This window comes from Bradyrhizobium sp. (assembly GCF_004799445.1).
GTDB lineage: Bacteria > Pseudomonadota > Alphaproteobacteria > Rhizobiales > Xanthobacteraceae > Bradyrhizobium.
This window is the reverse complement of sequence record NZ_SSNA01000233.1, coordinates 1-14,385: the sequence shown is the minus strand read 5'-3', so window position 1 is coordinate 14,385 and position 14,385 is coordinate 1. Positions and strand designations below refer to the sequence as shown.

The window sequence follows — 14,385 nt, the reverse complement described above, 5'->3', positions numbered from 1 at the left end:
GTCCTGACGCCTCGGTGCCGGCGTCAAACTGGCGGAGGTCACTTCGCCAGTGACGGTGTCAACAAGCCGATCACCGGGGAGAGCACGAAATAAGCCGTAAACCATTGCGCGGGGAATGCCGGGTGTTTCCGGTGTGACCTGACTAACGCGTGTGCGTTCTACTACTCACATTGCACACGCGGCTATCGGGCGCATCGGGCGCCCGGCATTCCCTGCGCCCTCTGTTGAGAGGGCGAAAGGTACGAGCATAACCCGGGCGCTGTCAGCGCCGCGGGACCGCCGATGCATATCTCCAGTTGGCCAAACCGGTATGTCGAGGGTGGCGAATCATCTGGAGGCAGAGCGAAACACGCGACTACACCAGCGTGCTCGATTGCGTGCGGAGCGAATGGCTCAGACTGGTCGCGGCCAGATCGTCTTTCTCGGGGAGCCCTAGCTGCCGTTCCCGATCACAACCCGAAACACCCGGCGCACCTCGGTTTGCGTCTCCTTGACCCGCGCCTGCAGCGAGGAAAAGTCCGGCGCATCGCCGGCCCGCGCCAGCACCCGCAACAGATCCTCGCCCGACGTCTCCGGATTGAACTTTTCAGTGACGCACAGCCGCAGAATCTGCGTCAGGTCATGATAGAGCCGCGCCGCCGAACGCAGGATTTCAGCCGAGGATTGCGGCAATACGCCGAGCCGCGCCGCATGGTCGAGCACATGCAGGGTGCTGACGTCGAGGATATCGGGCTTGTCGGCGGCATGAACAAGCTGCAGGTACTGGGCGATGAAATCGATGTCGACGATGCCGCCCGCGGCATGTTTCAGGTCCCAGATATCGTCCTCGCCCTTTTCCAGCGCGACGGCGCGACGCATATCCGCGACATCGCCCGCCACGGCGGCGGCGTCACGCGGCCGCGTCAGCACCTTGCGGATGATCTCCTCGATCTTGCCGCGAAACTCCGGCGAGGCCGAAATCACCCGGGCCCGGGTCAGCGCCATATGCTCCCAGGTCCAGGCTTCGCGGTCCTGGTACTCGGCGAACGATTCGACCTGCGAAGCCACCGGACCGACCCGGCCCGAGGGCCGCAGCCGCATGTCCACCTCGTAGAGCACGCCGTAATTGGTCCGTGTCGTGAACGCACTGATCAGCCGCTGGGTGAAGCGCGCAAAATAATGCGCCCCATGCAGCGATTTCGCGCCATCCGAATCCGGATGCTCGGGATCGAATTCATAGAGCAGGATAAGATCGAGGTCGGAGGCGGCGGTCATTTCACGGCTGCCCAGTCTGCCCATCGCCAATATCGCGGTCTGCTGCCCTCTGATCCGGCCATACTGGGCGGCGAATTGCTCGGTCACCAGGTCATGCACGGTGTGGACGACGCCTTCGGCGACGTCGGCAAAGGCGATGCTGGCGTGCTGGGCCGAGACCGTGCCGGACAAGATCCGCGTGCCGATCAGAAACAGGCTTTCGCGACCGAACAATCGCAATCGATCCAGAAACTCTTCGTAGGAATGGGCATCCGCCAGGGTCGCCGCCAGCCGCGCGGACAATTCGCGCCGGTCCGGCATCGCGCCGAAGAAGCGCGGATCAATCAGCCCATCCATGATCTGCGGCTGCCGCGCCAGCATGTCGCCAAGACGCGGCGCGGCGCCGAGGATCAGCGCCACCAATGCCACCAGGTCGCGATTCTGGCTGAGCAGCAAGAACAGCCGTCCACCCTGCTGCAGCGCCTGCAGGAAGCGATCGAACACCGCCACCGCGCCATCGGGCTCTTCGGCGTTGGCGAGGCCCACGATCAGCGCCGGAAGAAACTCGACGAACGCGTGGCGGGTGGATTCCAGCCTCAGAACGCGATAGTCGCCGTCCAGCCATTGTTGCACCGTCTGCGCCACCATGATCGGCTTCTTGAAGCCGAGCGAGACCAACTGTTCGATCAGACGCGGATCGTCCGGACCCGCCGTATAATCCACCGCCGGCAATTTCGCGGTTCCGGCCGGGTCGCCCTCGAACAGCTTGGCATAGTTCCCCTGCACGACGTTGAGATGGCCGAGCAGATCCCGGGCGAAGGCGGCACGGCTTTGGTACCCGAAAAAGCGGGCGAAGCGCTCCACCGCTTCGCCATCGTCAGGCAGCACATGGGTTTGCTCGTCCGCGATCATCTGCAGCCGGTGTTCGACCCGCCGCAGGAACTCGTACGCCGCGGTCATCTCATCGCACGCGGCGAAGGTGATCCAGTTGCTCGAGGCCAGCACATTCAACGCCTCCAGCGTCGGCCGTACCCGCAATTCGGAATGCCGGCCCCCGGCGATCAGCTGCTGGGTTTGCGCGAAAAACTCGATTTCGCGGATGCCGCCGCGCCCGATCTTGACGTTGTGACCCTCGACCGCGATTTCGCTTTGTCCGCGAAAGGTCTGCATCTGCCGCTTCATGTCGTGCACATCGGCAAGGGCGGCAAAATCCAGATGCTTGCGCCAGACAAAGGGTGCGAGCTCCGCCATCAGCGCCTCGCCGGCCCTGAGGTCGCCGGCGCAGGGGCGCGCCTTGATCATGGCGGCACGTTCCCAGGTCCGCCCTTCCCGCTCGTAATAATGCAGCGCCGAGGCGATGGAGATCGCCACCGGCGTCGAAGCGGGATCCGGACGCAGCCGAAGATCGACGCGGAACACATAGCCATCGGCGCTGCGTTGCTGCAATATCCGCGACAACCCTTGCGTCACACGCACGAAGAACGGCTGCGGCTCGATATCGGGCGCCAGCGTCGACGCGGCGGCGTCGAAAAACACGATCAGATCGATATCACTGGAAAAATTCAACTCGCCCGCGCCCATCTTGCCCATCGCGAGCACGATCAGGCCGCTGCCATCCTCGGGGCGATCCGGGTTCGGCGGCGAAAGTTTCCCGCGCGCCGCTTCCTGCTGCAACAAGAAGCGCAGCGACGATTGCACCGAGGTGACGGCAAGGTCGGTCAGCGCCGCCGTCACCCGCATCACCGGCCAGACGCCGCCAATGTCGCACAGCGCAATCAGCAGCGCTGCTTCCGATTTCGTGCGGCGGAGCCTCTGCATCACATCGGCTTCGCTTGACGCCGCAAGTACCTCGCGGCTGGTCCTTTCGATCAGTTGCGCCAGATACGGTTCAGGCTCGCATTCCAGCAGCCTGATCGCGCGTGCGCCGTCGGCGCGGACAAGATCGAAAAGATACGGAGAGGCCTCGGCGATGCCCAACAGAATGGTCCTGGCCCGGGGAAATCGCACCAGGAGGTGCTCGAGCGCAGCCGCCTGTCCCGGCGCGAGGTCCGTCAGCCAATCCCGCATTCGCTGCTCGGCTTTGTCAAGGGCCGATAGCTGCGGTCCGTCGACAAAGCGCGCGGCCAGTGAGCCGGAATTGACATTCGCTTCGGTGCGTTCGCGAATCGTCATGGCGAATGTCAAATCCAGAGCTGCATCAGGATAAATGCGAATGTCCCGTGGGTTATGACATTCGCGAGAGGTCTTGTTGCCGCGAGATGCGAATGTCGGAACCAGGACACCGGTCGGTGTGGTCGGCGTCACCCGGCGCGGATGAATTCACGCCGCCTTCTGTGGCACATCATGTGTTTGAGCCGCAAGCCCGTCGCTGGCACCGGACAACGCCGGCAACGTCAGCGTTGCGATCAGGCCCGGATGAGCGTCATCGAGCTTGAGGTCACCGCCATGCAGCGTCGCTACCGCCGATGCCAGGCTCAATCCAAGACCGGAGCCGGGCTGGGTTCGGCTCGCCTCCAGCCGGACGAATCGCTCCACCGCATGCTTGCGGTCGGCCACCGGAATGCCCGGTCCGTGGTCGGTGACGCTGAGCAGCACCCGATCGCCGTCGCGCCTGGCCTCGATCAGGATCTCCTTTTGGTCGACAGTTCCAACCGCGCCGGCGCCCGGCGGCGGCGCAGTGGGAACCGGCTTGCCGTATTTGATCGCGTTCTCGACCAAATTCGCCAGCGCCTGGTTGATCAGTTCGCGGTTGCCGTGAAGCTGCGTCGACTCAGTCCTGACGTGCAGGGTCATGCCTCCGTCTTCGGCGAGCGGCTCGTAGAGTTCGTGAATGCCGTTGGCAACGTCGGCGGCATCAAAATTATCCATATTGCCGCGGGCCTGACCGGACTCCGCGCGCGCGATCATCAGCAGGGCGTTGAAGGTCCGGATCAGACTATCGGATTCCTCGATGGTCCGTTCCAGCGCCGTGCGGTATTCGGCCTCGGTTGCGGATTTCGCCAATGCCTCCTCGGCGCGATTGCGCAATCGTGTCAACGGCGTCTTCAGGTCATGGGCGATATTGTCGGAGACTTCCTTCAGACCCATCATCAGCGCTTCGATGCGCTCCAGCATGGCGTTGAGGTTCTCCGCCAGGCGGTCAAGCTCGTCGCCGCTGCGCCCAACCGGCAGTCGCCCGCTCAGATCACCCGCCATGATGCGCTGGGTGGTGCCGGTCATGGCGTCGATCCGGTGCAGCACGCGCCGCGCGACAAAGATGCCGCCGCCCAAGCCAAGCACCACCACGATCAACACCGACCATTGCGCGGCCTTGGCGACAATGCCGAACAGCCGCCTGCGCTCCTCCAGATCGCGCCCGATCAGCAACCGGAAGCCGCTGGAGAGTTCGGTGACGAGCACCAGCGCGTGATGATCCGCGGTATCCTGCTCGTCGAGCCTGCGGTAGGCCGTTTCGGACCAACCTGTGGTCGCCATCACGCCTGGCGCAAGCGAACCGACATTGCCCGCGATGGCCTGCCCCGCGGGGGTGGTGACAAGGTAGAGGTTGGCGCCCGGCCGCAACGCGCGGTTCTCGATCGTGGCAATCAGCCCGCGCAGCCCGCGTCGCCCGAAAATGTCGCTGATCGTGCTGGTTTCCGCGTTCACCGTGGTCGTGATCTGTTCGGTGATCAGCCGCCGCGTGTTCCAGGCAAAATAGCCCAGCAGCGACGCCGCAAACAGCGCGAACAAAAACAGATAGACCAGCGTCAACCGGAACGCCGTGGTTCGGATCAGCTTACCGAATGCCGTCACGGATCATGTATCCCGCGCCGCGAATGGTGTGAAGCAGCGGCCGCTCGAAGCCTTTGTCGATCTTGGAGCGGAGCCGCGAAATATGCACGTCGATGACATTGGTCTGCGGATCGAAATGATAATCCCAGACGTTCTCCAGCAGCATGGTCCGCGTCACCACCTGCCCTGCATGCTTCATCAAATATTCCAACAACCGGAACTCGCGCGGCTGCAGCGTCAATTCGTCCTTGCCACGCGCCACCCGGTGTGAAAGCCGATCGAGTTCGAGGTCGCCAACGCGATAGGTGGTTTCCTCGGCAGGGCCGCCGCGGCGGCGCGACAGCACTTCGACCCGCGCCAGCAATTCGGCAAACGAATAGGGCTTTGGCAGATAATCGTCGCCGCCGGCACGCAGGCCCTTGATGCGGTCGTCGACCTGCCCCAGCGCCGAGAGAATCAAAACGGGCGTGCGGTTGCCCTTCTCGCGCAAGGTGCCGATCAGCGACAGGCCGTCGCGCTTTGGCAGCATGCGGTCGACCACCAGCACGTCGTAGTCGCCGCTCGCGGCGAGTGCCAACCCCTCCTCACCGTCGCCGGCCAGATCGGCGACATAACCGACTTCGCGGAACGCCTTGACCAGATAGTCGGCGGAATCGCGGTCGTCTTCGATGATCAGGAGGCGCATCTGGGTGTCGGTTGCGGTCAAGTGAGGCTGCTTTCTATCACCATGGCGCGGTCGGCGGCCTCATGCAAGGCAACATGCAAGGCTTGCTGGCGCGCCCATTGGGCCAAAAAAAGCGGGCGGTGAAGCTGGGGGACCTCACCGCCCTTTTAACCTTCCGACGGAGGGGGGCGTTTTCCACCGGAAGGTAACCAGAAGGGAGCGGGCTTTGACCCGCCCCCGCGCGATACTCAGCCTTTAGCCAGGGGGATCGCGACAAAGCGCGACGACCCACCGCTCTTGACGCGCATCAGCACGCTGTTCTTGTTGTCGGTGCGCGCGGCATTGATCGCTTCGCGCACGTCTCCAACATTGGTGACACTCTTTCCGGCGACCTCCAGAATGATATCACCTTCCTTGAAACCGCGCTCAGCCGCTGCACTCTTCGGATCGACTTCGGTGACAACGACGCCATCCTTGCCGGCGCCGGCAACGCTATTGGCGGGCGCCAGCGTCAGGCCGAGCTTCGGCACGTCGGTTCCGCGCGTAGCGCCGCCCTTGTCGCCGTTGTCCGTATCGGCCTTGGCTTCGACCGTGTTCGGCAACTGGCCAAGGGTAAGGTTGATCACCTTGTCCTGACCCTTGTGCAGTACGTTCAGCTTCACGGCATTGCCGGGCGCAAGACTGCCGATGGTACGCGCGAGCTCGCGGGCGTCCTTGACCGTCTCGCCATTCACCGCCGTGATCACGTCGCCGGATTCGATACCAGCCTTGGCGGCCGGACCGTTGGCCTGGGGTTCTGCAACCAAGGCACCTTCCGCCTTCTTGAGGCCGAGACTGTCGGCGATGTCCACCGTGACAGGCTGAATCTGGACACCAATCCAGCCGCGGCTGACGGAGCCCTTGTCCTTCAGCTGCGCGATCACGGTCTTCACGGTCGATGCCGGAATCGAAAACGCGATACCCACGCTGCCGCCAGACGGCGAATAAATCGCGGTATTGACGCCCATCACTTCACCTTCGGTATTGAAGGCCGGGCCACCGGAATTGCCCTTGTTCACGGGCGCGTCGATCTGAATGAAGTCGTCGTACGGGCCATTGCCGATGTCACGGCCACTGGCCGAGACGATGCCGGCCGTGACGGTACCACCGAGGCCGAAGGGATTTCCGACCGCGAGCACCCAGTCACCGATTCGGGGCTTGCCGTCGGACAACTTGGCAAACGGGAAGTTCGAACTGCCCTCCACCTTGATCAGCGCCACATCGGTGCGCGCATCGGTGCCAATCACCTTGGCGCTGTAAGTCTTGCCATCGTCGGTCGTCACCTCGACCTTGTCGGCGCCATCGACCACGTGATTGTTGGTGACGGCATAGCCGTCGGCCGAAATAAAGAAGCCGGAACCTTGGCCGGTCACCATGCCGCGGCCGCGCGGTCCACCGCGCAAACCGGGCGGCAGGCCATCGGGCCCACCGAAGCGACGGAAGAAGCGTTCCATCGGCGATCCCGGCTGGAACGGCGAGTCTTCATTGCTGTCGGTGCTGTCGTTCTTGGCGATCTTCTCGTTGATGTTGACCTTCACCGAAATCACCGACGGTTTCACGCGCTCGACGATGTCGGCAAAGCCGACCGGCTTCTCAACCTTACGAACTTCGTTGTTGACCTGCGCGTGCGCGGTGCTGCTGAAGATATCCACCGGGCCGGCGGCGGGACCAAAACCGTAAACGGCAACACCGAGGCCGGCGACGACCGAGGCCATCAGAGCAAACTTGCGCGCGGAAAACAGCGAACGGCGGGCCGCTCGATACGACGGAAGCGACGAAAGATCGGTGGGACGGTCGGTCATTCAAAATTCTCCAGAGCCTGAATCCGTGGTGCGTGGGCGGCACCCTGTGGCTCTGAAGATGGGGATTTCCGCCTTACAGCGCGCTGGCGGGGGAATTAAACTTTTGTAATGAACGGGCCATCAAATGCGGCAGTTTATCGCAGGGCTAACCCTTTGTTCCGCTACGGGTTCCACCGACAGCCGATCAGACCCTTCCGGCCGTCAGATTGCCTTGACGCTGATGATGAAGCCATCGACCTCCCGTTTCAGGGTTTCGGCCTGTTGCGAAAGATCGACAGCCGAATCTCGCGCATCGCTTGCCATGCGCCCGGTTTCGGACGAGGTGGATGTGATCTGTACGATATGATTTGACACGTCCAGCGTGCCCCGGGCTGCGTCCTGGACACTGCTCGATATCTCCTGCGTCGCGTTTCGTTGCTGCGCCGTATCGACTTCAATGCCCGACATGATCGCGCTGATTTCCGCGATGGTGTTCGATATGCCGTCGATCGCCTCTCGCGTCTCGCCCGTGCTGCCCTGAATGCTCGCGACGAGCATGGAGATTTCCTCGGTGGCTTTACCGGTCTGGTGGGCGAGGTTCTTGACCTCCGAAGCGACCACCGCAAATCCTTTACCTGCGTCGCCCGCCCGCGCCGCTTCAATGGTGGCGTTGAGAGCCAGCAGGTTTGTTTGGGAGGCGATAGCTTGGACCATTTGCACGACCGCCCCGATCTTTTCGGCCGCCTGCGACAGCGTGAGAATGGTGTCTCGGCTCTTCCGCGCCTGGGCGGCCGCTCCTTCGGCACGCTGCGTGGCCTCGGTAACGCGCCGGCTGATGGTGCCGATGGACGTCGTCATCTCCTCTGCCGAACTGGCGACCGTCTGTACGCTGGTACTGGCCTGGCTCGCGGCGCTTGCAACGGCATTGGCCTTGGCGCTGGTTTCGTTGGCGGCCTGCGACAGGGCCTCTGCATTGCTCTTCAACCGGACGGCGGATGAAGCGACGCTGCTGACGACATTGGCGACGAGGCCGTTGAAATCCCGAATCTTCTCATCAAGATATCGGGAACGCTCGCCCTGACGCTGCGCTTCGAGCAATTCATGGTCGGTCAGGCGTTGCCGCTCGATACCGGTCGTCTTGAACACTTCAAGGGCGCCGGCCAGGAGACCGATTTCGTTGGCGCCGCCCAGCCCCGGGATGGAAGTCTCGTATTTCCGATCAGCGACCTGTCGCATCGCGTGCACCATCGCAGCCAGCGGCCCCATAATGCCGTTTCGAACGGCAAAATAAGTCGTGAGGCAAACGATCGAGGCAACAAGCGCGATGGCAACGCAAGCCATCAGGAAATATGAAAATGCTGCCTGGGCCTGATGATAAATCTGCAGCGCATGGTCGCGGCTCGGACCGCTTAGCCCGCTGAATTCAGAGGAAAGGCTGGTGATTTCGTTGTTCAAATAAAGGACGGCGACAAATCCTGTGCCGCCACCGACGGCCAGCAGTAGCAATAGCGCCGCCGCAACGGCCCCGATCAGGAAGCGGATGGTCAAATTGCTGTTGGAGAACATCGGTTCGCTCTGATGGGAGAATCGCGGGGGCGCGTTGGATTCAAACTTTCAGAGAAAGGTCAAAAAATTCATAAGCAGGCCCAACCCCGCGGGCGAAACCGCCACGGCGCGACGTTGCGACTCGGTCGCATTAGTGAGTCTGCATCCGTAACAATACGGAGCTAAGCTGACTTCTCCCGAGACGCATCACCTGACATCAATGCCGTCAGCCGGGCTTCCTCATCCGGGGTCAAGGTAGCGGCCGCTTCCGCCACCGAAGATGATCTGGAGCGCCGCCGGCCATGGGTCCACAGCGCCAGCCCGCCTCCGGCCAGCGCCAGCGGCGGCAGCAGCCAGAGTAGCCAGGTATGGGGATTTAACCGCGGCTTCAGCAGCACGAACTCGCCATAGCGCGCGACCAGGAAATCGATGACCTGTGCGTCGCTGTCCCCGGCCGCGATCCGCTCACGCACCAGAAGCCGCAAGTCTCGCGCCAAGGGTGCTTCGGAATCGTCGATCGACTGGTTTTGGCACACCATGCAGCGTAACTCGCGCGACAAATCCCGCGCCCGCAATTCCTTTGCGGGATCCGACATGATCTCGTCGGGCTGCACGGCACGGGCTGGGCTTCCGGCCAGCACAGCGATAGCGAATAGGCAGGAAAGGATTCGTTTCAAGGTATCACTCCGCCGCCTGTAGTCCGCGCAGGGATTTTGCCGGTTTCGGCGCGCCCACCCGCAGCCGCCGATCCGACAATGACAGCATACCGCCGAACGCCATTAGCACGGGACCGAACCAGATCAGCAGCACCAAGGGCTTGTGATAGATCCGTACCGCAATCGTGCCGTCGCGGGCGGTATCGCCAAGCGAGATGTAAAGCTGGCTCGCACCGCGCGTCAGCAGCGCGGCCTCGGTCGTCGTCGCTCCGCGCGTGGTAAAGGTGCGTTTGGACGGCGTCATCGTGTCAAGCAGCCGGCCATCGAGTCTGGCGCTGAACTGCGCGACCATTTCGCGATAATTTGGCCCGTGGCGCTGCTTCACGTCGTCGAGCCTCAGTTCGTAACCCGCAATGGGCGCGACATCGCTGATTTTCATCGATCCGATATATTCGCTGTTCCAGGTCGTTTCGCAAACGATCCCGATCAGGGCAACACCAACGCCGGCATGGGCAAACACGGTGCCCCAGCTCGAGCGCGGCATTCCGCGTGCCCGCCGCACCGCGGTTCCCAGCGGTACGCGAAACAGGCCGATGCGCTCGGCAAGATCGCTCAACGCTCCGGCGATGACAAACACCGCCAGCCCAATCGCAAGCGGCGCGAAGGCGCTGCCGCCACGCGTCCACGCCCACAACACCGCGACCGCGATCAGCGCCGCGACGCCGGCGCCCATCAGACGCTGCGCCGCGCCGAGCAGATCGCCACGCTTCCATGCCAGCAATGGCCCGAAGGGTACCGCGATCATCAACGGAAGAAACAACGGTCCGAAGGTGAGATTAAAGAACGGCGCGCCCACCGAAATCTTGTCGCCTGTGATCACCTCCAGCGCCAGCGGATACAGCGTTCCGACGAACACCGTCGCGCAGGCGCTGGTCAGAAATAGATTGTTGAGCACGAGCGCGCCTTCGCGCGAGATCGGCGCGAACAGGCCGCCCTGCTTGAGCGCCGATGCCCGCCAGGCGTAGAGCGAAAGACTGCCGCCGATAAAGACGCACAGGATCAGCAAGATGAACACGCCGCGCGTCGGATCGGTCGCGAACGCATGGACCGACGTAAGCACGCCCGAGCGCACCAGGAAGGTGCCCAGCAACGACAGCGAGAATGTCAGGATCGAAAGCAGGATGGTCCAGACCTTGAGCGCATTGCGCTTTTCCATGACCACCAGCGAGTGCAGCAGGGCAGTGCCCGCGAGCCAGGGCATCAGGGAAGCATTTTCAACCGGATCCCAGAACCACCAGCCACCCCAGCCGAGTTCGTAATACGCCCAGTAAGAGCCCATCGCGATGCCGAGCGTGAGGAATATCCAGGCCACCAGCGTCCAGGGCCGCACCCAGCGCGCCCATGCTGCGTCGATCCGGCCCTCGATCAGGGCTGCGATGGCGAAGGAAAACGAAATCGAGAATCCGACATAGCCGAGATAAAGCATGGGTGGATGGACCGCCAGCCCGATGTCCTGCAAGACCGGATTGAGATCGCGGCCTTCGATCGGCGGATTGGCAATGCGCAAGAACGGATTCGAGGTGATCAGGATGAACAGATAGAATGCGCTGGCGACCCATGCCTGAACCGCCAGCACATGGGCGCGCAGCGACAATGGCAGGTTGTTGCCGAAAATCGCGACGAGGCCGCCGAACAGTGCCAGGATCGACACCCACAGCAGCATCGAGCCCTCATGATTGCCCCATACGCCGGTGATCTTGTAGATCAGCGGCTTCATCGAGTGCGAATTCTCGAACACGTTGACGACAGAGAAATCCGAGCAGACGTGCAAAGTTACCAACGCCGCGAAAGACGCCGCCACGAATATCAATTGTGCAATCGCGGTCGAGCGCGCGACGTTCATCAGCGCGACATCGCGCCACCGCGCACCCAGGAGCGGCACGGTCGACTGGATCAGCGCCAGGCCGAGCGCCAACACCAGAGCGTAATGTCCGGCTTCCGCTATCACCGCAACGCCCCCTGCCCGGGCTGTGGCGTGCCCTGTGCGGACCGCGATGCTCCGGGGATCTCCCCGGCTTTTGCACCATCGGTCGGCTTCGTGCCGTGTTCGTCCTTCCAGCGCCCCTGCTTCTTCAGCGCGTCCGCAACATCCTTCGGCATGTAATTCTCATCGTGCTTGGCAAGCACCGTGTCGGCCTTGAACACGCCGGAGGAGTCAAGCGCGCCTTCTGCGACCACACCCTGCCCCTCACGAAACAGATCCGGAAGAATTCCCTTGTAGAAAACGGGCAACGTGGCAATGCCATCGGCAACCTGGAAAGTGACGACCAGGTTGTCGCCGCGCACCAGTGACCCCGGCTGCACGAGGCCGCCGAGCCGGAAGCGTTTTCCAGCCTGAATATGCTTCTCCGCCACCATCGCCGGCGTCGAGAAGAACAGGATTGAGTCACCCATCGCGTTCAACACCAGCGCCGCCGCAACCGCGAGTACCGCGAGCGAGCCGCCGATGATTGTCAAACGCCGTTGCTTGCGCGTCATTCATGGCCTCTAATTCTGCGCATGAAGTTATCCGAAAACCGCTCCACGCGTTCGGCATGATGCGCCCACTGCTCCGCGCATGCTATTAGCCGAGACGCCGCTTCACGCTTTTCGACGGTGCGACCTCACCCATCAAGCCCGAGATTTTTCAGACCCTCATTCAATTGCCGCAACCGTTCCGGATCCTTGGCCACGGCTTGACGGGCTTCCGCCAGCGCGCCCTTGGCTTTGTCGGGGTCGCCCATCACCATATAGGCCTTCACCAGCCGCAGCCATCCCTCCACGTCGTCGCCGTTCTGCTTCAAACGGCTGGCCAGACGATCGACCATGCTACGGATCATCGTGCTGCGGTCGGACTCATTCATGTCTTTTGCAGCAGCCACCGCCTCATCCGACAGCGCCGGAGCGGGCGAACCGCCGACCCGCACCAACGCAGCCTGAACCAGCGGACGCCATGGCGCATTCGGCGGCGCCTTCGCGAGCATTGCTCGCCAGATCGATGCGGCCTCGGCGGAGCGACCATCCTGCTCGGCGGCAAGGCCGAGAAAGTAGCTCGCCTTGACATCATCGGCATTCAGCGCGATGGCGCGCTCGAATTCGGCCTTGGCTTCGGCCGTGACGACACCACCCGCTGCCGCGGCAATGGCTTCACCAAGATCGGCGCGGCGCTCGGCGCTGTCGCCATTATAGGTAATCGAATTGTGAAAAGCCCGGACCGCGTCGTCGTAACGGCCGAGCCTGGCCAGCACCGGCGCCAGTACACTCCAACCCCGGCCATCGGCCGGATTGTTCTCAAGGTGCTGCTCGACCTGCGCCACCAGACTGTCCAGCGGCTGCGTCGTGGCCGGCCTGCGGTCGCGCTGTGCCAACGGAAAATCGCCAAGGCGCGGTGAGCCGAGCGGGTAATAAAATGCAACCGCGACGACCGGAAGTCCAACCAGCGCCATGACCGCCGCAGCACGGCGCAGCCTGATATTCGATCCGGAGGGCAGTTCGCGCTGATTATCTGCCGCAGCCAGCAGCCGGCGGCTGATTTCGACGCGAGCGGCCTGCGCCTCGGAGACGCCGATCAGCCCCGCGGAAACGTCGCGATCGATCTCATCAAGTTGATCCTTGTAGACGGCCGCTTCGCTGCCATCATTTTGCGGGCGGCTGCCACGGCTCAACGGCCAGAGCACGGCGAAGATCGCCGCGACCGTCATCAGCGCGAACACAAACCACAGCATCATCGAGCGGGTTCCGGCGGAACGGCGCTGACACGCATAGCGCCACGGCGTCGCTTTACACCACGGGCGGCAAGCCCGGCAATTGACAATTGTCGATTTCCAGGTGTGGCAGGAAAACCCTGAAAGCATAGGGAAAATCAGGCGTCAGCCGACCAGAAATTCGACGCTTTGCGCGGCAAACTCGCCATGCCCGTTCAGCGCTCTCAGAAAGTAATCCCCGGCTTTGACCGAGGTCGGCAGGCTGATCCGCAACGCGCCGCTGGGCGTGGGAGAGTTTATCGTGGTCACCGGCTCCAGCAGCGGTTCCCCGCTGGTCTTGTCGACCAGCAGGACCTTTGCCCCGATCATGAGGTTTCGATAGGTTGCGGAGATCACGCGGTTCTCAAATTCAACAAAATTGATCACTGGGTTCATGGCGAAACGGTACGTTTCCGGTCCGACCGCGTCAACCGCAAATTGTAACCCGATCTTTCACTATCCTATGATTATCCGGCGCGCGATGATTTGCGTTCGCCGGTTACCGCGTTTTCGGCCGCACGGCTCATCAGCGACGCGTAATCGTGACCGAATAAGACGTCGCAGAAGCGGATCGCCGCTGCGACCTGCATCTGGCGATAGGCCCGGTTCTTGCCCTCGCTGGCGCGCAGGGATTGCACCAGCGCCTCGGTGGATTGTTCGACATAATGCTGCAGGTCCGAATAGGTCCGCAGCGTGACCTCATTGATCGCCAATTCGCTGGCATAGGTCCGGCATACTGCGACGAAATCGATCAACGCCGCGGTTTCGTCAACCTCGGTGGTGTCGAGCTGAGCGCCGGCGGGAATATCCTTGTCTGCACGCTGCCGCAGCAGGCGCCGGACACGACCGGGCACGCTGTCGATTTCCGATTGCAGGGCGTTGGAAATATCGGCCCGGATCGATGCCAGCTGCCG

Annotated in this window: 10 protein-coding genes and 1 pseudogene; all 11 read right to left on the bottom strand. The window is 62.7% G+C overall.

The features are described 5' to 3' along the window. Positions 1 to 432: 432 nt before the first annotated feature. Positions 433 to 3,405, bottom strand: a complete 2,973-nt coding sequence (locus tag E8A46_RS29730; RefSeq protein ID WP_291568753.1) for a bifunctional [glutamine synthetase] adenylyltransferase/[glutamine synthetase]-adenylyl-L-tyrosine phosphorylase — start codon at positions 3,403 to 3,405, stop codon at positions 433 to 435. 147 nt (positions 3,406 to 3,552) lie between these two features. Next, complete coding sequence (locus E8A46_RS29725; RefSeq protein ID WP_291568751.1) at positions 3,553 to 5,025, bottom strand: ATP-binding protein; 1,473 nt, start codon at positions 5,023 to 5,025, stop codon at positions 3,553 to 3,555. Beyond that, entirely contained in the window at positions 5,009 to 5,689 is a 681-nt protein-coding gene (locus E8A46_RS29720) for a response regulator transcription factor (protein ID WP_291568755.1), read from the bottom strand. The genes E8A46_RS29725 and E8A46_RS29720 overlap by 17 nt, the downstream gene beginning before the upstream one ends. Positions 5,690 to 5,916: 227 nt before the next feature. After that, positions 5,917 to 7,509 carry a Do family serine endopeptidase gene (locus E8A46_RS29715; protein ID WP_291568750.1) on the bottom strand — a complete coding sequence of 531 codons (1,593 nt, stop codon included), beginning with the start codon at positions 7,507 to 7,509 and terminating at the stop codon, positions 5,917 to 5,919. Between the two features lie 201 nt (positions 7,510 to 7,710). Further along, positions 7,711 to 9,054, bottom strand: coding sequence for a methyl-accepting chemotaxis protein (locus tag E8A46_RS29710; protein WP_291568748.1), 1,344 nt, complete (start codon positions 9,052 to 9,054; stop codon positions 7,711 to 7,713). A gap of 161 nt (positions 9,055 to 9,215) precedes the next feature. After that, a complete protein-coding gene (locus E8A46_RS29705) occupies positions 9,216 to 9,710 on the bottom strand; it encodes a cytochrome c-type biogenesis protein (protein WP_291568745.1) in 495 nt (164 codons plus the stop codon). 4 nt (positions 9,711 to 9,714) lie between these two features. Next, positions 9,715 to 11,697, bottom strand: coding sequence for a heme lyase CcmF/NrfE family subunit (locus E8A46_RS29700; RefSeq protein WP_291568744.1), 1,983 nt, complete (start codon positions 11,695 to 11,697; stop codon positions 9,715 to 9,717). After that, positions 11,694 to 12,227, bottom strand: a complete 534-nt coding sequence (gene ccmE / locus E8A46_RS29695) for a cytochrome c maturation protein CcmE (RefSeq protein ID WP_291568742.1) — start codon at positions 12,225 to 12,227, stop codon at positions 11,694 to 11,696. Before ccmE ends, E8A46_RS29700 begins: the two co-directional genes overlap by 4 nt. Positions 12,228 to 12,352: 125 nt before the next feature. Further along, the gene (gene ccmI, locus E8A46_RS29690; protein ID WP_291568740.1) at positions 12,353 to 13,456 is read right to left on the bottom strand and encodes a c-type cytochrome biogenesis protein CcmI; all 1,104 of its coding nucleotides are present in this window, start codon (positions 13,454 to 13,456) and stop codon (positions 12,353 to 12,355) included. 141 nt (positions 13,457 to 13,597) lie between these two features. After that, complete coding sequence (locus tag E8A46_RS29685; protein WP_291568738.1) at positions 13,598 to 13,867, bottom strand: hypothetical protein; 270 nt, start codon at positions 13,865 to 13,867, stop codon at positions 13,598 to 13,600. Between the two features lie 71 nt (positions 13,868 to 13,938). After that, positions 13,939 to 14,385 (bottom strand): annotated as a pseudogene (locus E8A46_RS29680) (hypothetical protein); the annotation flags it as partial.